The organism is Vibrio sp. STUT-A11 (assembly GCF_026000435.1).
In the GTDB taxonomy this organism is placed as follows: Bacteria; Pseudomonadota; Gammaproteobacteria; order Enterobacterales; family Vibrionaceae; genus Vibrio.
In genome coordinates, this window is record NZ_AP026764.1 from 1847483 (window position 1) to 1866967 (window position 19485).

Genomic DNA, 19485 nt, shown 5'->3' on the forward strand with positions numbered 1-19485 from the left:
CCAATACACTGAAGGAATTAAAAAGAGACAACCATGACAGAGACACTGAATCCCAGTTTTACGCGCGTGTTTTCCGAAGATAAGATCACAATCGGGCTGCTCACGCCGTTGGAAGGTTATCCTAGCTCACCATTTCCTACTTTGGCAGACCACCAGCACACTGCTCAATTAGCAGAACAAGCAGGCTTTTCCAGTATCTGGTTACGTGACGTACCGTTTTACGATCCAAACTTTGGAGACGCTGCGCAGATGCTTGATCCATTCGTTTATGCGGGATACATGGCAGCAGCGACAAAATCGATTACTTTGGGGACAGCTGGGATTGTTCTCCCTCTACGCGATCCAATCTCAGTGGCTAAGCAGTCAGCCTCTTTGGATTACTTAACAGGGGGCAGGTTCGTGCTTGGTTTATCTACTGGTGATCGTCCGGTTGAATACCCAGCATTTGGTGTGGATTTTGACCAACGTGCAGAGTTATATCGCGAATCGGTTGAAATGATAAAAACACTTCACGGTGAATCCTTTCCAAGGATGCAAAGCCGTCATTATGGTAATTTCACTGGCAATTTGGACATGCATCCAAAACCTAAAAATGGCAAAGTGCCGTTGATGGCGGTAGGCCGCTCTCGTCAGCCAATCGACTGGTTGGCTCGCAACGTGGATGCATGGATTTGGTCAGTCGATGATGAACGAGCTATCACTGAAATTGTGGCATCACTTAAAACCGCAGCTGGCGATCGCCCTGCGCCTAAATACGGTTACGCGACCTTCTTTGATCTTGATGCTAACCCCGATGCACCGTACCAACGATTCTACAACGTAGTTCGCATTGGTCGAAATGCACTGATAGAACGACTAAAGCAACACCGAGATCTAGGGGTTCGACATATTGCGCTCAACCTTAAGCCTTCACGTCGTCCTGCCAACGAGGTCATTGAGGAAATGGGTGAATACGTACTGCCAGCGATCAATCTGGCTTAGAGATTAGCCATATTTAGTAATATCGCTCGACAGCACTTGTCTTGTGCACCAGTAAAGATGAAAAGTTCGGGGACGAAGCTTGTCCCCGGACTTTCCCAATTTCTAAAAGATTCAAATAACCGCCTAGAGAGCTTAGAAGTAGCAGTTATTCATAATGCTATGACCAGGATATAGCTTTGAGTGCTTGTGACTAACAAAAATAGCTAAAGCACTACTTAACGTATTGTTAGTCATGTCGCTTACATAGAAGCCTGAAACCTCTCCCAAGACTTGGTGATTTCATCGCCATTTGCCTTGTACTGCACACCATTTAATTCATAACCAGAACGCAGAGCGTTAATCACATACAAAACGGCTTGTGTTGACGGTTGACCTGAGGGCTTTACAAACGTCGTCAAGCGAGTTGTTACTGGCTTTGTATTACAAGTGATTTTCTGTAGAACTCCATTTGGTGACTCTCCCCCAATGGTGAGCTTTATTGTTTTACCTGATTATTCTTTACAGTGCTCAGTAAAACTATCTGAGTTACCAGATTCGACAACCTCAACCGTCTTATCTTCGCGGATAATGAATCGTTGAGAAGCCTCGATATCAGGAAGCCTAAAGTCGTACATTAAAACACCCGAGATATCATCGACAAGGGCCCCCTGAAATTCAGCAGTCTGTAGTTCATCAGCGTTTACTGCCTGTGCAGATAGTGCACTTAAAACAGTGACAAATAGCGCGAATTTACGCATACTTTTTCCTCTCATAAATTGAACCAATAGCCCGACAAAACAAGAAGACCGAGTCTTATCTGGTCGATGGTGACTATCGCTAAATAGTAGAGTCATTCGTTGCTTAAAGAATCTAATTAAAATTAATAATAAATAAGTTTAATTAAAATAGATGGTTACAAGCTTGACCACCTTCGATAGCCGCTAACGGAACTTGATAAACTTCTTTACCATTAATAACCACTGTCCATATATCTCCATTAAAATCCGCTTGGACTTCACGGTTCGTGGCGTTGACATAGTCTGTCATAAAGGGTGAATAATATAAAACCAGCTCTCATAATGCCTCCTACTCTTTGTTCCTTTATCAACGCTTAAGACCAGTCCCGTTGCTGATTTTTTTCTCACTCAAACCAATGAAACCATGAGCGCGTCTTATAAGAATCAAAGAAAAGCGTAGTTCTCCGCAGCCCATTGAGCAATTAGCTCAACTCACCGCTGAAGTCATTTACATCATGCTTAAAGCCGCTTCTCTTAGATCCATCTATTTACGCCAGTTACCCAGGCTTGGTATAACAACAGAAAGAAAAATAAATAAAGTCCATACAAGAAAGGAAGCACAGTGAAGATTTGTTTAGACAACGTAATTGCAAAAGGGAACACCTCCAACTTAACCATTGAGCATTGGAAAATAGAAAGCGGACATTCCTGGGGCATTTTCAGTGCCGAAGGAGATATCGGCTCTCTACTTGGGGACCTGCTTTGTGGAGAACTCTTGCCAGTCGATGGTAAGTTAGATCTCGGCGGATTAAAAATCGCCCAAGTCTCTCTGTCTGAACAACAACGCCTGTTAGATCTGGAATTAAAAAAAGACGACACCGACTTTCTTGACCGCATTGACCAGGGCAGTACCGTCTATGCGTTGATATTTGAATCCTGCCAAGACGAAGCGTTGACACAAAAACTCATCGAAGAGTTAGATCTCTCGCATCTTCAGCAAAGTGGTTTCCGTGTGTTGTCTACGGGTGAGACAAGACGAGTGATGTTAGCTCGCGCTTTGGCCACACAACCTGATTTAGTCTTGTTGGACAACCCTTTCACCGGACTAGATGTCAGCCATCGGGCAACATTGGCTGAATATTTACACACGTTATCTCAGTCGCTACCGATGCTGATTACCTTTTCGCGCGAATCCGATATGCCAGAGTGGATCGATCGTGTGGCTCTGTTTAACGCCGGAAAACTCGACAGCACCATGGATAAACAAAGCTGGGATCAACACCCAATCATTGAACAAATAAAATCCCAGTCGGAGAAACAAAGCGAAGAAATGATGGCGCTCATACGCCAGCATCAACACGCTACCCATTTTGAAAACCCGATATTTGAGCTGAAAAATGGTCACGTCGAATATACCGATAAGAAGATTTTTACAGACTTGAATTGGCGCATCGACAAAGGCCAGCATTGGCAGGTAAAAGGGCCAAATGGATGTGGGAAAAGTACGTTGCTTGGGATGATTTTCGGCGATCATCCACAATGTTACAGCAATGATATCCATATTTTCGGTAAAAAACGCGGCTCGGGTGAGACCATCTGGGAGATCAAGCAACATATCGGTATGGTGTCATCCGCATTGCACCTGCAGTACCGCGTCAATTGCAGTGCGTTGGAAGTCATTTTATCTGGGTTTTATGACTCGATTGGTTTATATCACCAACCGACACGCAAAGAGATGGAAGTCGCGAAAGAATGGCTTGAAATCCTACATATGAGCCAATACCAAAAAACGTCATTTCGCCAATTAGAGTACGGACAACAACGTTTACTGCTGATTGCACGTGCGATTGTCAAACAACCCACTTTGCTGATTCTGGATGAGCCTTACCAAGGGTTGGACTTTTTAGGCCGTCGCCTGGTCAAGAATACCTTAGAGCTCATCGCGCGCGAAAACTTAAGTCAGTTGCTTTATGTCTCCCATTATCAAGAAGACCGTTTGGAAAGCATTAAAAACGAGTTAGAGTTTGTTTTTGCTCAAGAGGTACAGTGTTATCGCGCCCAGCTCAAATGATCGGCCGTCCGGCAATAAGCTCAAGCTTTTCTCATAGAGTAAGAATCACCCATAAAAATTATTTTCATTTTCTCAGTGATTAAGAATTATAGTTGTCCTATATCATCCAACAAGTTACAACCTATACATGACAACAAACAAAGCAAACGCTAATCAGGTAAACGAAAAGGCGCTGCAATTATTAATGAAAGTAGCAGTAAGCCAGCTCCCAGTCTCTGCGAAAACACTAAGTGAGCAATTAAACGTTCCATTGAGCAGTCTATATCGGCATTTGAAACTGCTAAAAGAATGGAATTTAATTGAAGAAAGCGTCCACGACAAAACATTTGTAGTAGGGCCAGCGGCACTACTTTTGATGCACAGCTATGAAAGCTCACAGCACGGTCTTGATATGGTTGAAACCATCTTGGCTCGCTTAGTTCAGCAGACCGGAGAAATGGCGGCCTATATGGTTCCTTCTGGTTACCGGGCCTTGTGTGTCAGACAAAAAGAAAGTATGCAGGCGCTACGGTGCAGCTTCGTCCAGGGTCAAAGTCAACCCCTGCTTCGTGGCGCCTCATCCAAAGTGATGCTGGCTTATATGCCAAAGAGTCGTGGCGAGAAGATCTTACGTTACTTCAAACAGGATCATTGTCTTGATGAATGGGAACAAGAGTTTGCCACGATAAGAAAACACGGATACGCCGTAAGTACCTCCGAGATTGACCCAGGTGTTTCTGGTATCAGCGCACCAGTCATGAAAGGAAGTAAACTCGTTGGCGCAGTTTCAGTTATGGCTCCAGCTCACAGGGTCGAGAAGGACAAGCAACGTATCGTTTTACACGTGTTGCAGGCGGCAAGGGCACTACCACCAGAAAGGTAATTCATCATGTTGAGCTTTTTCAAACGTTATAAATTTCAGCAAACAACACATACACCAGTTCAGCACTACCCATTTTCATTTATGACGGTTTGTGAGCACGTTGCTCCGATGTCAAAAGGCGCGTTTGAATTAGCGAATCAAAGCTTAGAAAGTGCGAGCGAATGGCTCTATCAGCAACATGATCAAACTACGGCTGCGCATTGTGGTCATTTTACTTATGCTCAATTAGAGAACGGAGATTTTCAGGAAGCACTTAGTTTGGCACTTTCCCGTCACTCGATTCCAGTATTGGTAACCAATTGCACGGAAGCCATCTTGTCTATACTGCCAGTAGTCGTGGCCTGTCAGGATGACGTGGGTATTTTGCATATAGGTAGGAAAATGCATTTAAAGCCCACACTAGAGCCAAGGGTGGGATCAGCATTTCATTTTGCGCTTTCTCGCTACCCAAATGTTCGGCTGCTTTTTGCGGGTGTTAACCAACATGATACCAAGCAGGAAACCTGGGAGTATGCTGAGGACCAAGGCTGTGACTGGGTAACTGATAAAGAGTTTACTTTCCGACACCGTAATCATGTCAAACAACAAGTAGGCAATTATCTCGACCATTGCGACCAAGTGATTATTTCGGTTGATTTAGGTTCGCTTATCGCCAAAAACGACCTTGATGGTGATATGTCTTTAGATATTCAGATGGTACTGAGAACCATCAGGCTATGTTTGGTCTCGGGCAAAGTAAAAGCCATACAGTTGGTTGGTGATCGAGACCGTCTCGTCTATTCAAGACAAACGAAAACGATTATTGAGGAGCTGTATCAAATCGCGCCACTTCTCGATCACGCTGCCTGATAGCAAGATAGAACCGATAAAATAAAAGCGCCCTCCAACTGAAGGGCGCTTTTGTTCAACTCAATTCGTCAATATTGGTTATTTCGCTCGACGTGCTTTCAAACGCTTCACCATCGCCAAACGGCGTTCTGCAGAACCTTGGTCTGTTGCAGATTGGTTAGGGTTATTGCGACGTCCTTGACGGTTTTTAAATGCCGGTTTGGAGTTCAGCTTTTCGATGTAAGACTCACGCTGCTTTGGTTCATAACCTGCTAGCTCAATACGGCGAATTCGTTGTTGAATCAAGTTTTCAACTTGTACAACGGTCAGCTCTTCATCTCGGTTTACGAAGGAAACTGCATGCCCTTGCTTACCTGCACGACCAGTACGGCCAATACGGTGAACGTAGTCTTCAGCAAGGAACGGCATATCGTAGTTCACGACATGTGGCAGATCCGCGATATCCAATCCACGAGCGGCAACATCGGTTGCTACCATCACGCGTACTTTACCTGATTTGAATTCTTCAAGCGCACGACGTCGAGCACTTTGCGCTCTGTCACCGTGGCAAACTGCCGCTTTGATACCATCAAGCTTCAGCTCTTTAACCACTTCGTTCGCGGTTTCTTTGTAGTTCACAAAGACCAGTACTTGTTGCCAGTTTTTGCGACCAATCAGTTCAGAAAGCAGCTCTGTTTTACGCTCTTGATCAACGGGATAAAGTACGTGAGCAACGGTTTGTGCGGTTGTATTTGCGCGTTCAACTTCAATGCGTTTTGGTTTACGCAAAATGTCTTTTGCCAATAGGTTGAGCTGGCTGGACGTCGTTGCAGAGAACATCATGATCTGCGGATCCGTGTCCACATCAAGCATGATTTTACGCACCGCGTGAATAAAGCCCATATCTAAAATACGGTCAGCTTCATCAAAAACGAGGAACTCTAGATTGGCAACTGAGACATTACCTTGCTCAATGTGCTCTTCCAGACGACCCGGTGTTGCGACCAGAATGTCGACGCCGTTTTCGAGCGCTGAAACTTGTGAAGACATTTTACGGCCACCAAAAACCGCCACCACCGATAAGTCGGTATATTTGGTGTACGCTTTGATGTTGTCAGCAATCTGCTCTGCCAGTTCACGCGTTGGAGCAAGAATAAGTGCACGAGCCGTCTTACGTGAAGCACTGTGATCGCTGTCTAGCAGTCGCTGAATCATAGGCAATGAGAACGCTGCAGTTTTACCAGTACCAGTCTGGGCTGTAGCGAAAATATCATGGCCTTTACGAGCCATTGGAATCGCCTTCTGTTGAATTGGCGTTAACTTTTCATAACCGCATTCTGCCAGCGCTTTTACCACTTCTGGTGCAAAACCTTGAGATGAAAATGACATTGAGCGTATTCCTTAAACAAACCACTAAAAATAGCGTTAAAAATTCAGCCGTGCACTATACCCGAATTTAAGTGATTTATCTCACTTTTCTCTCTTTTTTCAGTTTTAAGTCTGTGTAAACCGAATAAGCGGCAAACACTAACGCCACATTGCTTGACCGCTTAAGAGGGATAACCAGGTAACTCTTTACTTCTCTATCCCAGAAAGTTTAAGTAAAACACTTTCTAACTCATCCCAAGGAAGCAACTGAGAGTCAATCACTTCTAATCTCGACTCAAACCCTTCAAGGCTGATCTCATTCACCGTTACCACCGCATTCGCGACATTAAATGCATAACATCCCCGGTCTGTATTCACTACGGCTTTTACTCGCTCTGCGGTGAGAGCCGACAGCATAGAGAAAAGCTGATCGAAATCGAACGTATGCTCTGCGCCAAATAGCCAACCACAACTGAAATAACCCTGCCCCTTATTCTCTTTACGAATGAACGCTTCACCCGGTGGCAGTTGAAATTGTGGTTCTTGATGCGCGTGTTCATGATGATGAGACTCAATATGCGAAGAAGCACTGCCATGAACTCGTTCAATATCTAAAACTTCAATGGGTAGATCGCCGTCATGAATCAACTTGCTAAACACTTTTGATGGTGACTGATCGGTGATCCAGTCGCTAAATACATCGATGTCATGGCTAGAACAAAGGTCAACTTTGCTACCAATAACCACATCCGCGCAATCTAGTTGATCAAGGAAGTTTTGATTGGAAAGGTGCTTCTCATCACTCAGATTGCGCGGGTCCACCAATGCGATGGTCGCTTTAAGATCAACATAAGGCTGATACTGCTCAGAGGTTAATGTCGCAATCACTTGTTTTGGATGACCAAGCCCTGTCGGTTCGATAAGCAAACGATCGGGCTTTTGACGCAACAGCGCAGTAATGCCCACCGACATAGGAACGCCTGCGGTACAACACATGCAACCGCCAGGGACTTCTTTTATCAACGCACCTTGGTCAGTCATCAAAGCGCCATCAATACCAATCTCACCGAATTCATTCACTAAGACTGCCCAATTTTCGTCTACTGGTTTTTTCTTTAGCAGGTTTAAGATCGTCGTCGTTTTACCTGATCCCAAAAAACCAGTCAGTATATTGGTAGGTACTCGATTTGACATGCTTTTCTCCGACGTTAGCGCGTTTATACTCAGGCAAAGTATACGGACAATGTGATGTGCTTCAATGGTTTTGTCACTGTGGAACGACTTTAGTTAACGGTTTTATCCAGACGACTAGAACTTTACAGGATCTTGGTTTCTCGTCTTAACTTAGGTAGAGTACGCGCCACAAAATATTTGCTATTCGAAGAGATTGAATACAATGAACATTGATGATCAAGTGATTGAAACCATTGAAGAGCTAGAAACCTTTCTGCGTTTAGTCGAAGGCGGAGCTCTGGGTTTAGAAGGCGTGGCAGGCATTGCACTTGCTACAACCAATAGCGATGGCCGCCCATTTGTCGCCGTTTTGGGAGATAACCACCAGCTACTTCTGGGTCGTTGGGTTTCAAAATACGTTTACGACAACGGTAAAGATATCGTTCGAAACGGTCCAGCTCGTACACATTAATATCAATGTGACGAACCATTAGCTTGCTTTTTATAAGCAAGCTTTTTTGTATTTAATTCGTACTATTCAACTAGTTCACAAGAACAACATCAAGATTTAGGCAACTGATCACACAATACGCATTAGATTTTGGGTATAAACGTACTAATCATAAAAATTAAGACGTGAACTAGGACGTGAACAATGAATAACTCTTTCGACTACACTATGCCCAACAATGAAGGATTCTTTGGCGAATATGGCGGCAGCTTTGTACCACCAGAGCTTGAGCAAATCATGCGAGACATCAACGCTGCCTACGAAGAATGCTGTAAAGACCCAGAATTTAAAGCTGAGCTGGCGCGCCTTTACAAACATTTTGTCGGTCGACCGAGTCCGATTTTTCATGCTGAGAATTTGTCCAAAAAATATGGCGCTGATATCTACCTGAAACGCGAAGATCTCAACCACACTGGCGCGCACAAAATTAACCACTGTTTAGGGGAAGCAATTCTCGCTAAAAAAATGGGTAAAAAGAAATTGATCGCAGAGACAGGCGCAGGTCAACATGGCGTTGCGTTAGCGACAGCAGCGGCTCTTGTCGGATTAGAGTGTGATATTTACATGGGTGAAGTCGACATCGCGAAAGAGCACCCAAACGTGGTTCGAATGAGAATTCTAGGCGCCAATGTGATTCCTGCGACGCATGGACGCAAAACGCTGAAAGAAGCGGTAGACGCAGCATTTGAAGCTTATTTAAAAGATCCAGAGACTCAGCTTTACGCCATTGGCTCTGTAGTAGGCCCTCACCCATTCCCTAAAATGGTTCGTGATTTCCAGTCTATTATCGGTAACGAAGCGCGAGTTCAGTTTAAAGAGATGACGGGTAATTTACCGAACAACCTTGTGGCGTGCGTGGGCGGTGGCTCCAATGCGATGGGCTTATTCAGTGCCTTTTTAGACGACGAACAAGTCGCGATTCATGGTGTTGAGCCAGCGGGTCGCTCTTTAGACAAAGTAGGTGAACACGCGGCAACCCTTAGCTTGGGCGAACCGGGCATCATGCATGGTTTCAAGTCTTACATGCTAAAAGACGAACAAGGTGAACCTCAAGAAGTTTATTCTGTGGCAAGTGGACTAGACTACCCATCTGTTGGCCCGCAACACAGTTACCTAAAAGATATCGGCCGCGTGAATTACGGTTCTATCACCGACGACGAAGCAATAGATGCCTTCTTTGAACTGTCTCGTGAAGAAGGCATTATTCCTGCGATTGAGTCATCTCACGCAGTGGCTTACGCGATAAAACTGGCAAAACAAGGAGAAAAAGGGTCGATTCTCATCAACTTGTCTGGCCGAGGTGACAAAGATATTGATTTTGTGGTCGAAAACTATGGCTCAAAATACGGGATTGAATCGCTAATCTAAAGCTTATTTTCTTAACATAAAGCCACCTCCTTCAAAAAGGTGGCTTTGTTGTTTTTGACATCTGTGGATATGTTTTGCTCTTATACTGTAACTCGCTGAAGACTCCCATGCTCTCGTCAGATGGCCGGCGAGCGATACTCTACGTTCACATCTAACCCAAGGTGAGTTGCATACGCCATATACGGGCAGCCTTCACCATCGATGTAAACAACACCATATCCAAACTGGTCGTTGTAATTTCGCAACTCGATGTCATTAATAGCCGTTAATTTTTAGCATCTGACTTACTATCGTAACGATTGATCCATTCCTTTAAAATTGTATCGCGATTCGCTGCTGCCCACTTAAAGTTGTTCTTAATCATCATAGCTTCTGGCTTTTCAGGGTAATGCTCAACTGGCTTAGCGACACCAGGAAGTGCAACAACAGCGTAAGACTCGTTATAAAGCTTGTTCGCATTTTTACTTACTGCGAAATCCATTAACTTCTTGGCAGCTTCTAGCTTATCGGTACCTTTAACGATCGCAGCGGCTTCCATATCCCAGCCGATACCTTCTGTTGGAAATACTAGGTCGATTGGTGCTTTTTGTTTTTTCAGTTTAGCGCCACGGAAGGCAAACGAAACCCCCATCGTTGTTTCACCAGTCGCCGCTAAGTGACACGGCTGAGAGCCAGAGTGGGTATAACGAGCAATGTTTTCATGAAGCTTATCCATGTAGCTCCAGCCTTTCTCTTCACCAAACAGTTGCAGCCATGCAGATACATCTAGGAACCCCGTTCCTGAAGAACTAGGATTAGGCATCACAATGTGACCTTTGTACTCAGGTTTTGTTAGGTCAGCCCATGATTTAGGCATTTCCAGATTGTTTTTTTCTAGCTCAATCGTGTTAACACAGATACCAGCAATCCAAGCATCCATACCAATCCAAGTTGGGTTTTCGCTCATGTCACGGAAGCTGTCGTAAAGTTCGTCACTTCCGTTTGGCTTGTATGATTGCAGCATATTAAGGTTGTCAAAAACCATCATACTGGTTGCTGAAAGGCCCCAAACAACGTCCGCTTGTGGGTTGTCTTTTTCAGCGAGGATCTTAGCAGTCATAATACCAGTAGAGTCGCGAACCCATTTAATTTCAATATCTGGGTATTGTGATTCAAACGCTTTCTTGTATTGGTTTAGCTGGTCAGATTCTAATGCAGTATAGACAGTGAGTTCCGAAGCAGCATTAGCCATTGGAGCAGCCAAAGCAAGCAACAAAGCACCAGTTTTTATCTTGTCGTCCATTTTCTATTTCCTTGGGGTTTATCTGTATTAAGTTGTTGCTACTTTACTTGGTAAATATTGTCTAAATGAGTACGACGCTTTAGAAATAGTTAGGAAAGCAACTGGTTTTGCTAATCATTGATATTCAGCCTGAGTAATCTATCGATTGACCATCATGCGCCATATCTAATAAATCAGAAAAATAGCCGAAAGTATCCATTGCCCATGTTTCAAAGGTATGACTGATATGTAGCAAACGCAGATGTTTTGGTTTGCATCGTCGTTGAATATCTTCGATTTGTTCAAATGTACTGTGGTTTTTTGTGGCTATATTTCCTCTTACGTCAAGAGGCATATAGCCGCAGTCAATAAACATCCATTCAACCGGGTTATCCTGAAACCACCGAATCGCCGTGTCATTGAGACCATAGGTATCCGTTAAATACGCAATTCGTTTACCACGCCAATTGAACACATAGCCTAAACACGTTCTTGAATGATTCAGAGGAATAGTGGTTATTGAAATCCCCTGCCATTCAAATGTCTGAAATGGGGAAAAAGGTGGTTGAAATTTTAAAATACCGGGATATTTGTAGAGGTTATCGCAGCCAAGTAGGTCATCTGGTCCATGGACAGGGATTGGTGTTCCTACTCCTTCTCGCAAGTCAAACAAACTTTGTACATGGTCAATGTGGTAATGAGTTAATAGGATTCTATCGATGCTGCCTGAGGGAAATCGTTGCATAAGGTCGGGTAAGTTTGCATCAATCAGTAACGTTTTACCATTATGCTCAACCATAGCTGAAGTTTTGTTGCGACGATATTGAGCGTTTTCTTTTGCACGGGTACACGCTTTGCAGCCGCACCCATAGACAGGTAACATCGCGCCATTGCCTGTACCGAGCAGAGTGAATCTCATGTCGTCACCATATTTTCTAAAAACTGGTTAACGGTATCTGTCAAACTACCGCTGTTATCCAGCATTAAGGTGTTTTCAGGCAGTGAAATGGCGCGAAATTCATCGGCTCTTTTTAATCTCTGGCATATAACATCGTCGCTCTCCCGGCCTCGTACTCTTAAGCGCTTTTCCAGAACGTCGTTGGAAACATCAATCACAACAGGAATCAAATTTTCCCCGTAACGTTTTAGCGCTTGTTGAAGATAACCACGAGAACCATTTACCACCACATCAACCCCCTGCTCTAGCCATGAATCCAGTTCGCAACCAACCCCATAAGAGTGATTGTTGGCTTGCCAGTGCATCGAAAAGAGATTGAGCGACTGGCGCAGTTCAAACTCGTTTAGACTAAGCTCAATATAATTTTCACCACCAGCATCGGCGCTACGAGTAATGTAACGGTGAGCGAAGACTAGATTTCGTTTTTTTTCCTGCTTTAGCTTGTCAATCACGCTATCTTTACCAGCCCCAGAGGGGCCGATAACGTAAAACAATTTTGCCATTCGTTTCACCTAGAAAATCAACTGTCCATTTTTGTAAACTTGCTTCACGATTGGAAAATCACGGTCTACTTCAACCCGAACTAAATCTGCAATACGTCCCGCTTCAATCAAACCACGATCATTCATTCCCAGTGCTACTGCAGGGTTTGTTGTGACCAGTGCAATCGCTTTTGGCAGATCGTAATCGTTATCTAGGGATTCAATCTTAAATGCTGCTTGTAACAAGCTTGCTGGGTAGTAATCTGATGACAGAATATCCAGCACACCTAACTCAGCCAGTTTATGAGCGGCAATATTGCCAGAGTGAGAACCACCGCGAACGACGTTTGGTGCACCCATTAACACTTTCAGGCCTTGCTCATGAGAAGCCTTAGCCGCCGTTAATGTCGTTGGAAATTCTGCGACCACCATGCCATCTTTTTTAGACTCTGTTACGTGTTCTTCTAAGCCATCGTCGTGAGAGGCCATTGGGATACCAGCGCGACGGCATTTATCAACGATAGCTCTGCGATTTACTGCTGAATACAAACGCGCTTGTTCGGTTTGTTCAGTTTCAAACGCTTCCATTTTGTTATCATCCCAACCATATTTTTGTTGGTAATAAGAACGATATTGCTCCAGCGTTGGAAACTGACGCTGACCCGGTGAATGATCCATAATTGAAACTAACTTCACCACTTCCGGTTCAAACAGTTCATCAAACAGAGAAACTGTGGATTCGTTTGGCACTTCACAGCGCAGATGAAGCATATGGTCAACGCGACAACGAAAATCTTTTGCACTTTTCACCGCTTCAACCATTCGTGATAGGTTTGCTAGACGTGTGCCTCCATCGTTAACGTAACCGACTGTGACTGCATCAAGTACCGTCGTGATACCACTTGCCACACATATACCGTCAAATGCGGTCAGCGCTGAACGTTCAGGCCACGCTGCGTTGGGGCGTGGGGAGAAGTATTTTTCCATATGGTCAGTGTGTAACTCTACCAACCCTGGAATCATGTAGTCACCGTTACAATCGATCGCTCGTGGATCGCTACTCACTTCGTTAACAATTTTCGCAATTTTACCATCTTCAATGTACAGCGTACCTTCGACGACTTCGTTGCTTAGTACCAGTTTTGCGTTGGTAAGAATCATGTTTAAGCTTCCTTTGAATTCATATTATGTAGGCGATCTGCCACGGCATCACGAGCGTATGGGTCATGGAAAATGCCCACGATAGCTGCGCCTTGATTTTTGGCTTGTTGAATCAGATCGATGACCACTTCACTATTGGTTTTATCTAGCGAGGCAGTGGGTTCATCCAGCAACAAAATTGGGTAATCCATGATGAATCCACGCGCAATATTCACCCGTTGTTGCTCACCTCCTGAGAATGTGGCGGGAGCCAATTGCCAAAGATGCTCTGGCACATTTAAACGCGTTAATAGATGGGCAGCCTTCTGGTAGCACTCTTCGTAGCTGACGCCTTTACTTAGAAGCGGCTCCATAACCACATCAATGGCTGAAACCCTTGGAATAACAGATAAGAACTGGCTCACATAGCCCAATGTTTGCTGTCTTAGCTGGACAATCTGACGCGGTGTTGCTGTGACCAGGTCAACGCTTTCATCTTCCTGGTTTCCATAACGAACGCAGATAGAGCCTGAGTCGACTTTGTAGTTACCATAAAGAGAACGCAAAAACGTACTTTTCCCTGAGCCTGAGTGACCATGTAAAATGACACACTCGCCAGAGCTCACTGAGAGATCCGCGCCTTTTAGAACTGGTAACTCAACGCCATTTTGGTTGTGCAGAACAAACGTCTTAGAGACATTTTTTACGGAAATCATTTCCATGTTTGAATTACCTTACGATTGAAGAAACCAGAAGCTGGGTATAAGCGTGCTGTGGGTCATCCAGGATTTGATCGGTTAACCCTTGCTCAACGACCTCACTACGACGCATAACTAACAAGCGGTCAGCCAGTAAACGAGCGACGCCTAAATCATGGGTCACAAAGATCACCGCGACTTTCAGCTCGATAACCAGGCGGCGCAGTAAATCTAAGAATTTAGCCTGCACCGACACATCCAAACCGCCGGTGGGTTCATCCATAAAGACAAGACGCGGCTTAGTCACCAGGTTTTTCGCTATTTGCAAACGTTGCTGCATGCCACCCGAGAATTGGGATGGCTTGTCGTCTACACGGTCAGCCGCCAACTCTACTGATGCCATCCACTCGATACTTTCTTGTCGAATATCACCGTAATGACGCTCACCAATCGCCATCAGTCGTTCACCGATATTGCCGCCAGCAGAAATATTCATCCGCAAACCGTCACTTGGATGTTGATGTACAACGCCCCATTCAGTACGAAGCAGTTTACGTTGGTTACTCAATGGCATTTCAAACAGGGAGTGCAGGTTCGCTTCACGGTCGATATACAGTACTTCACCAGCATCTGATTCCAATTGGCCTGATAACAGTTTCAGTAGCGTTGATTTACCTGATCCTGACTCGCCAACAATGCCAAGCACTTCACCGGCATAAAGCTCGAAATTGACTTTTTGGCAGCCTTTATTTTCTGCGTAGAGTTTGCAAACGTTCTTTACTTCAAGAATCGGTTTTTCATCGAGGTGAATCATTATTCATCTCCTGACTGTTGTTTCTGAAATGCCACAAAATCGACATTCTCTTTTCCTTGCTTCTCAAGGTTTTGACGGCAGTAATCGGTATCTGAACAGATAAAGGTACGATTGCCCTCTTCATCAATCACTACTTCATCGAGGAAGCTGTCGTGAGAGCCACAAATAGCACACGACTCTTCCCACTGTTGAATTTCAAATGGGTGGTCATCAAAGGCCAGACTCTCAACCTTGGTGTATGGCGGTATAGCGTGAATACGTTTTTCACGACCCGCACCAAACAATTGCAAAGCGGGATTCATGTGCAATTTAGGGTTATCAAATTTCGGAATCGGAGACAGATTGGTTAAGTAACGATCATTTACAATGACTGGGTAGTCGTAACTGGTTGCGATTCGCCCAAAGCGCGCAATATCTTCATACAGCTTTACTCGCATTACGCCATACTCCTCCAGTGCGTGCATGGTTTTTGTTTCCACTTCGCTTGGTTCGATAAAGCGCATCGGTTCTGGGATTGGCACCTGATAGACCAAGATTTGTTGTTCTGTTAATGGTGTTTCTGGAATACGGTGGCGCGTTTGAATAATGGTCGCTTCGCTCGTCACTTCCGTGGTTTTCGCATCAGCGACTTTGCAGAAGAACTGGCGAATACTTACCGCGTTGGTGGTGTCGTCAGCGCCCTGATCAATCACTTTTAGTGTATCTTCAGGACTAATTAACGTTGCAGTAAGCTGTATACCCCCCGTACCCCAGCCATATGGCATTGGCATTTCTCGTCCACCAAAAGGGACTTGATAACCAGGAATCGCAATGGCTTTTAAAATGGTTCGACGAATCATTCGTTTCGTTGATTCATCCAAATAGCCGTAGTTATAGGTATCGTTCATGGTTACTGTCCCTTTTTAATCGACTGCTTAGCATGCATTTCACGTAGCATGTGGAGTTCTGACTGGAAATCGACGTAATGCGGCAATCTAAAGTGAGATACGAAGCCAACCGCATCGATAATGTCGCTGTGATAAAGAACAAACTCTTCATTTTGTGCGGGAGATGAAGCTTCTTCGCCGTAATCTTTGGCCTGCAATGAGCGATCAACCAATGCAACCGCTAACGCTTTTGTTTCAGCGCGACCAAAAGTCAGACCATAGCCACGTGTAAATTTCGGTTCTTTTTGTGAAGAGGAATAACCGTTGATCATTTGGCATTCAGTCAATTGAATTTCACCAATGCACACTTCAAAGCCCAATTCTTCTGGTACAAAGCTGATTTCACTTAAACCGGTACGCATTTCGCCACAGAATGGGTGTGAGTCACCGTAACCACGAATCGCCGAATAAGCCATACCGATAAGGAAACCTTCATCACCACGAATCAGGTTCTGCATACGCGTACTTCGAGACGCAGGGAATTGCAACGGTGATTCTGTTAAATCAAATGGTTCAGCACCCGAATCTTGCTCTTCAACCAATAATCCTGCTTTGGCAATCCAGTCGAACGCATTCGAACATTGCAGCGAATCTGGCGCTGGAGGGTTTGCTTCAATCTTTGCGCTCTGTTGCTGAATCTTTTCGGCGTTTTCAGGGCAACCCGCTAACAGCGAAAAATCCAGCAAGCGATGGGTATAGTCATAAGTAGGACCGAGAATTTGCCCCCCCGGTAGATCTTTAAAGGTTGCAGATACGCGGCGCTCAATCTGCATTCGTTCTGTATCAACCGCAAGCGCAGAACCAAAACGAGGCAAGGTGGTACGAAACGCCCGCAGCAGGAATATCGCTTCAATCATGTCACCGCTTGATTGCTTCAGAGCTAGTGCTGCCAACTCTCGATCGTAGATTCCGCCTTCATTTATAATACGGTCAACCGCCAGAGGCATCTGCTGTTGAATCTGCTCTACTGTCAGCTCTGCTACTGAGGTGTCACCACGGCGTTTTGTTGCCAATAATTGATGTGCGGCATTGATGGCATTTTCACCGCCTTTTACTGCTACATACATGTTTATGCCTCCGCAATTTTTACGTGAGTGGTACGTGGAATTGCCATGACTTTGTCGTCCGTCATCAAAAACATGTCCAGCCCTGTTGGGAAGGCGTGCGTACGGTGAGTTAAGTAATCAACAACGCTTGAATGCAATCCTTGCAGCGAAACGGTATGTTCAGTCTGAATACCCGGCCCTGACAGTACGAGTGTGATTTCCAAGCTCTCTTTTTTTGTTGAAGCAATTTCATCAATTTCGATGATCAAAGAAGTACTTTGGTGTGGATCGCGAGCGCTGCCCGCGTTGAACTGATTAAAATCGATTGGATTTGCACCATTCATCAACGCAAAATCTGCTTTATCAGCGGAAACATCGCAAGAACAGTTACAATGAAACGCAACGTTTTTTGTTACTGAATCAATTTGGTACTCTTCACTCAGGTAAAGAGAAGATTTGGTATCTAATAAGGTAAGCAAAAGACTGAAGCTGGTTTTGTACACGCCTTGTGGACCGATCAGCTGCGGTAACTCGACGACTTTACCCGGACGTGCAGTCACATCAGCCAATTGTCGAAAGTTACTAAGACTGTCTAACACGGGGTTTTCAAAACCGGAAATTAATGTACTGGTTGACATTATTCGTCCTCCCCGCGCACCAAAGTGAAGAAATCCACTTTAGTTTTTAGTGTCTCTTCTGTTGCCGCACGACGACGTTCAATACGAGCTTGATTTAAAGGGCCGAGAATCAATTCATTTACTGCTGGGGCTGAATCACTTTGCATTAGCGCATCGAGAACAGCAGCAATATCTGCATGCTGTTTATTACGCCCTTGCACATAGGCGAACCCATTAAGTCCGTTTTCCAAAGCAATAAATGCACGAGTCATTGTTACATCACCCATGTTGAAACGGTCACCGGTATTGCCCAGTTTACCGCGCACCTGTACCAATCCACTTTCGGTTGCTCTCAGGTGTTTATAAGAAGGCTTATCTGAAAATGCTTCCCAAAGTTCTGATAGTTGGTCAAACGGAGCAAGTGACAATTCTTTCATCCACTGCCGACGTTCTTCCTGACTTAAATTGTGACGGATTTGCATCATTGCGTTCCTGGTCGTTTATCTTGATGCTCACTTTATCCACATTCCTTCAAATCGAATATCGAGAAGAATTTCAGCTTTTCATAAGATTTTCTAACCAAAATCACACCCGACCCGCTTCGCTAGCAACATAACTGTCACATAGATTCGATAAAAATTGCCTCATTATTATTGAGAGCAATCCTGTACGTAGGTCTGAACGTGAAAAAGAATCGAAGAATCCCACCTTTAAACGCATTAAAAGCTTTTGAAGCCACTGCCAGGCATCAAAGCATTACTCGAGCAGCAGAGGAGTTGTGTGTCACGCAGGCAGCAGTGAGCCAACAGGTAAAGCAGTTAGAAGAGTACTTGGATGCAAAACTACTGATTAGGAAAGGACGTAAGATTGCGTTAACAGACCAAGGACGTATGTATCTTCCGGTTTTAAACACCACATTTGACGCCCTTGCTAGCCAAACTCACGAACTGTTTGGCAATAAAAAAACCACTACTTTACACATCAGAAGCACTTACAGCTTTGCACAAAACTGGTTGTGCCCACGTTTGGGCGATTTCGTACGCCAATATCCCAACATAAAAGTCCGAATCATACCTTCGAATACTCCCATTCCGGAAGAAAGCGAAAATGAGCCCGATATTGAGATTCTTAATGGTTACGGTAATTGGCTGGATAAACAAGTTGAACAGATCACTGAAGATGAATGGGTCGTCGTTGGTAGTCAAGAGTTGCTTACCCACTACCCGATGCCAGCCCCGATCTATCATTTCGAAAGCTACCCAAGAATAACTACGCTCGGATATAGAGAAGGCTGGAAGGAGTGGTTTGAGCTCTCTGACTTCGGTGCCAGCTTTAAGCCTGCAATGCTCGAAGCGTCTAGCTCCTGCCTAGCGATTCAGATGGCAGAGTCTGGTGCTGGCTTCTTGCTGGTTAAAAGAGTGTTGGTTCAGACATCTCTTGACGCCAGCAAACTGAGTATTGTTCACCCTCAGCACATGTCTAGCCAAAGTCACCATTACATGCTGACCCGCCCCGAGAGCAGTAACCAACTCGCGGTTAAGCTGTTTCGAAAGTGGTTGTTTGCCGCTTTGACCGCTTCATCGTGCTGCCCACAGCATGAAAGACAAACTCAAAACCTGTGTCAAACAAGCGCAGCAGCTAGATAAAAACACGGCAGCAAACACT

20 protein-coding genes are annotated in these 19485 nt (G+C 44.8%); 7 read left to right on the forward strand and 13 right to left on the reverse strand.

Annotation, left to right across the window (positions count from 1 at the left end; translation table 11 throughout):
* The first annotated feature begins 33 nt into the window (after nucleotides 1-33).
* Nucleotides 34-981: an LLM class oxidoreductase gene (locus OO774_RS23830; RefSeq protein ID WP_264907285.1), complete on the forward strand. Its 948-nt coding sequence runs from the start codon at nucleotides 34-36 to the stop codon at nucleotides 979-981.
* A gap of 491 nt (nucleotides 982-1472) precedes the next feature.
* Here the strand turns inward: OO774_RS23830 and OO774_RS23835 are convergent, their stop codons facing one another.
* The gene (locus OO774_RS23835) at nucleotides 1473-1718 is read right to left on the reverse strand and encodes a hypothetical protein (protein WP_264907286.1); all 246 of its coding nucleotides are present in this window, start codon (nucleotides 1716-1718) and stop codon (nucleotides 1473-1475) included.
* A gap of 601 nt (nucleotides 1719-2319) precedes the next feature.
* On the opposite strand from OO774_RS23835, the gene modF reads away from it, so the two are divergent.
* The 3 genes from modF (at nucleotide 2320) to OO774_RS23850 (ending at nucleotide 5479) form a co-directional block, all read left to right on the forward strand.
* The gene (gene modF / locus OO774_RS23840) at nucleotides 2320-3768 is read left to right on the forward strand and encodes a molybdate ABC transporter ATP-binding protein ModF (protein ID WP_264907287.1); all 1449 of its coding nucleotides are present in this window, start codon (nucleotides 2320-2322) and stop codon (nucleotides 3766-3768) included.
* A 127-nt stretch (nucleotides 3769-3895) separates the two neighbouring features.
* A complete protein-coding gene (locus OO774_RS23845; RefSeq protein ID WP_264907296.1) occupies nucleotides 3896-4630 on the forward strand; it encodes an IclR family transcriptional regulator in 735 nt (244 codons plus the stop codon).
* Between the two features lie 6 nt (nucleotides 4631-4636).
* The gene (locus OO774_RS23850) at nucleotides 4637-5479 is read left to right on the forward strand and encodes an arginase family protein (RefSeq protein WP_264907297.1); all 843 of its coding nucleotides are present in this window, start codon (nucleotides 4637-4639) and stop codon (nucleotides 5477-5479) included.
* Nucleotides 5480-5557: 78 nt separating this feature from the next.
* On the opposite strand, the gene OO774_RS23855 is transcribed toward OO774_RS23850, so the two are convergent.
* Entirely contained in the window at nucleotides 5558-6847 is a 1290-nt protein-coding gene (locus OO774_RS23855) for a DEAD/DEAH box helicase (protein WP_020335264.1), read from the reverse strand.
* Between the two features lie 186 nt (nucleotides 6848-7033).
* A complete protein-coding gene (locus OO774_RS23860) occupies nucleotides 7034-8020 on the reverse strand; it encodes a GTP-binding protein (RefSeq protein ID WP_264907298.1) in 987 nt (328 codons plus the stop codon).
* Between the two features lie 202 nt (nucleotides 8021-8222).
* Between OO774_RS23860 and OO774_RS23865 the strand changes: the two genes are divergently transcribed.
* Nucleotides 8223-8471 carry a hypothetical protein gene (locus OO774_RS23865; protein ID WP_264907299.1) on the forward strand — a complete coding sequence of 83 codons (249 nt, stop codon included), beginning with the start codon at nucleotides 8223-8225 and terminating at the stop codon, nucleotides 8469-8471.
* Nucleotides 8472-8654: 183 nt separating this feature from the next.
* A complete protein-coding gene (gene trpB, locus OO774_RS23870) occupies nucleotides 8655-9878 on the forward strand; it encodes a tryptophan synthase subunit beta (RefSeq protein WP_264907300.1) in 1224 nt (407 codons plus the stop codon).
* A gap of 265 nt (nucleotides 9879-10143) precedes the next feature.
* On the opposite strand, the gene OO774_RS23875 is transcribed toward trpB, so the two are convergent.
* The 10 genes from OO774_RS23875 to phnG form a co-directional block, all read right to left on the reverse strand.
* A complete protein-coding gene (locus OO774_RS23875) occupies nucleotides 10144-11160 on the reverse strand; it encodes a putative 2-aminoethylphosphonate ABC transporter substrate-binding protein (protein WP_264907301.1) in 1017 nt (338 codons plus the stop codon).
* Nucleotides 11161-11284: 124 nt separating this feature from the next.
* Complete coding sequence (gene phnP, locus OO774_RS23880; RefSeq protein WP_264907302.1) at nucleotides 11285-12058, reverse strand: phosphonate metabolism protein PhnP; 774 nt, start codon at nucleotides 12056-12058, stop codon at nucleotides 11285-11287.
* Nucleotides 12055-12600 (reverse strand): ribose 1,5-bisphosphokinase, encoded by a 546-nt coding sequence (phnN, locus tag OO774_RS23885; RefSeq protein WP_264907303.1) that lies wholly within the window; start codon nucleotides 12598-12600, stop codon nucleotides 12055-12057. The genes phnP and phnN overlap by 4 nt, the downstream gene beginning before the upstream one ends.
* Before the next feature lie 9 nt (nucleotides 12601-12609).
* Nucleotides 12610-13740, reverse strand: a complete 1131-nt coding sequence (phnM, locus tag OO774_RS23890; protein ID WP_264907304.1) for an alpha-D-ribose 1-methylphosphonate 5-triphosphate diphosphatase — start codon at nucleotides 13738-13740, stop codon at nucleotides 12610-12612.
* Between the two features lie 2 nt (nucleotides 13741-13742).
* A complete protein-coding gene (gene phnL, locus OO774_RS23895) occupies nucleotides 13743-14435 on the reverse strand; it encodes a phosphonate C-P lyase system protein PhnL (RefSeq protein WP_321274841.1) in 693 nt (230 codons plus the stop codon).
* Nucleotides 14436-14448: 13 nt separating this feature from the next.
* Nucleotides 14449-15231, reverse strand: coding sequence for a phosphonate C-P lyase system protein PhnK (phnK, locus tag OO774_RS23900; RefSeq protein ID WP_264907306.1), 783 nt, complete (start codon nucleotides 15229-15231; stop codon nucleotides 14449-14451).
* On the reverse strand, nucleotides 15231-16118 hold the full coding sequence (locus tag OO774_RS23905; RefSeq protein ID WP_264907307.1) for an alpha-D-ribose 1-methylphosphonate 5-phosphate C-P-lyase PhnJ: 888 nt from the start codon (nucleotides 16116-16118) through the stop codon (nucleotides 15231-15233). Before OO774_RS23905 ends, phnK begins: the two co-directional genes overlap by 1 nt.
* A 2-nt stretch (nucleotides 16119-16120) precedes the next feature.
* The gene (locus OO774_RS23910) at nucleotides 16121-17224 is read right to left on the reverse strand and encodes a carbon-phosphorus lyase complex subunit PhnI (RefSeq protein ID WP_264907308.1); all 1104 of its coding nucleotides are present in this window, start codon (nucleotides 17222-17224) and stop codon (nucleotides 16121-16123) included.
* A 2-nt stretch (nucleotides 17225-17226) separates the two neighbouring features.
* The gene (gene phnH / locus OO774_RS23915; protein WP_264907309.1) at nucleotides 17227-17841 is read right to left on the reverse strand and encodes a phosphonate C-P lyase system protein PhnH; all 615 of its coding nucleotides are present in this window, start codon (nucleotides 17839-17841) and stop codon (nucleotides 17227-17229) included.
* Complete coding sequence (phnG, locus tag OO774_RS23920) at nucleotides 17841-18305, reverse strand: phosphonate C-P lyase system protein PhnG (protein ID WP_264907310.1); 465 nt, start codon at nucleotides 18303-18305, stop codon at nucleotides 17841-17843. Before phnG ends, phnH begins: the two co-directional genes overlap by 1 nt.
* Nucleotides 18306-18503: 198 nt before the next feature.
* Here phnG and OO774_RS23925 point away from each other — a divergent pair, with 198 nt between their 5' ends.
* The gene (locus tag OO774_RS23925; RefSeq protein WP_264907311.1) at nucleotides 18504-19466 is read left to right on the forward strand and encodes a LysR substrate-binding domain-containing protein; all 963 of its coding nucleotides are present in this window, start codon (nucleotides 18504-18506) and stop codon (nucleotides 19464-19466) included.
* Nucleotides 19467-19485: the final 19 nt, after the last annotated feature.

Coding starts and splice junctions, on each gene's coding strand:
- OO774_RS23830 (WP_264907285.1), top strand. CDS start 34: ATGACAGAGACACTGAATCCCAGTTTTACGCGCGTGTTTTCCGAAGAT.
- OO774_RS23835 (WP_264907286.1), bottom strand. CDS start 1,718: ATGCGTAAATTCGCGCTATTTGTCACTGTTTTAAGTGCACTATCTGCA.
- OO774_RS23845 (WP_264907296.1), top strand. CDS start 3,896: ATGACAACAAACAAAGCAAACGCTAATCAGGTAAACGAAAAGGCGCTG.
- OO774_RS23850 (WP_264907297.1), top strand. CDS start 4,637: ATGTTGAGCTTTTTCAAACGTTATAAATTTCAGCAAACAACACATACA.
- OO774_RS23855 (WP_020335264.1), bottom strand. CDS start 6,847: ATGTCATTTTCATCTCAAGGTTTTGCACCAGAAGTGGTAAAAGCGCTG.
- OO774_RS23860 (WP_264907298.1), bottom strand. CDS start 8,020: ATGTCAAATCGAGTACCTACCAATATACTGACTGGTTTTTTGGGATCA.
- OO774_RS23865 (WP_264907299.1), top strand. CDS start 8,223: ATGAACATTGATGATCAAGTGATTGAAACCATTGAAGAGCTAGAAACC.
- trpB (WP_264907300.1), top strand. CDS start 8,655: ATGAATAACTCTTTCGACTACACTATGCCCAACAATGAAGGATTCTTT.
- OO774_RS23875 (WP_264907301.1), bottom strand. CDS start 11,160: ATGGACGACAAGATAAAAACTGGTGCTTTGTTGCTTGCTTTGGCTGCT.
- phnP (WP_264907302.1), bottom strand. CDS start 12,058: ATGAGATTCACTCTGCTCGGTACAGGCAATGGCGCGATGTTACCTGTC.
- phnN (WP_264907303.1), bottom strand. CDS start 12,600: ATGGCAAAATTGTTTTACGTTATCGGCCCCTCTGGGGCTGGTAAAGAT.
- phnM (WP_264907304.1), bottom strand. CDS start 13,740: ATGATTCTTACCAACGCAAAACTGGTACTAAGCAACGAAGTCGTCGAA.
- phnL (WP_321274841.1), bottom strand. CDS start 14,435: ATGATTTCCGTAAAAAATGTCTCTAAGACGTTTGTTCTGCACAACCAA.
- phnK (WP_264907306.1), bottom strand. CDS start 15,231: ATGATTCACCTCGATGAAAAACCGATTCTTGAAGTAAAGAACGTTTGC.
- OO774_RS23905 (WP_264907307.1), bottom strand. CDS start 16,118: ATGAACGATACCTATAACTACGGCTATTTGGATGAATCAACGAAACGA.
- OO774_RS23910 (WP_264907308.1), bottom strand. CDS start 17,224: ATGTATGTAGCAGTAAAAGGCGGTGAAAATGCCATCAATGCCGCACAT.
- phnH (WP_264907309.1), bottom strand. CDS start 17,841: ATGTCAACCAGTACATTAATTTCCGGTTTTGAAAACCCCGTGTTAGAC.
- phnG (WP_264907310.1), bottom strand. CDS start 18,305: ATGATGCAAATCCGTCACAATTTAAGTCAGGAAGAACGTCGGCAGTGG.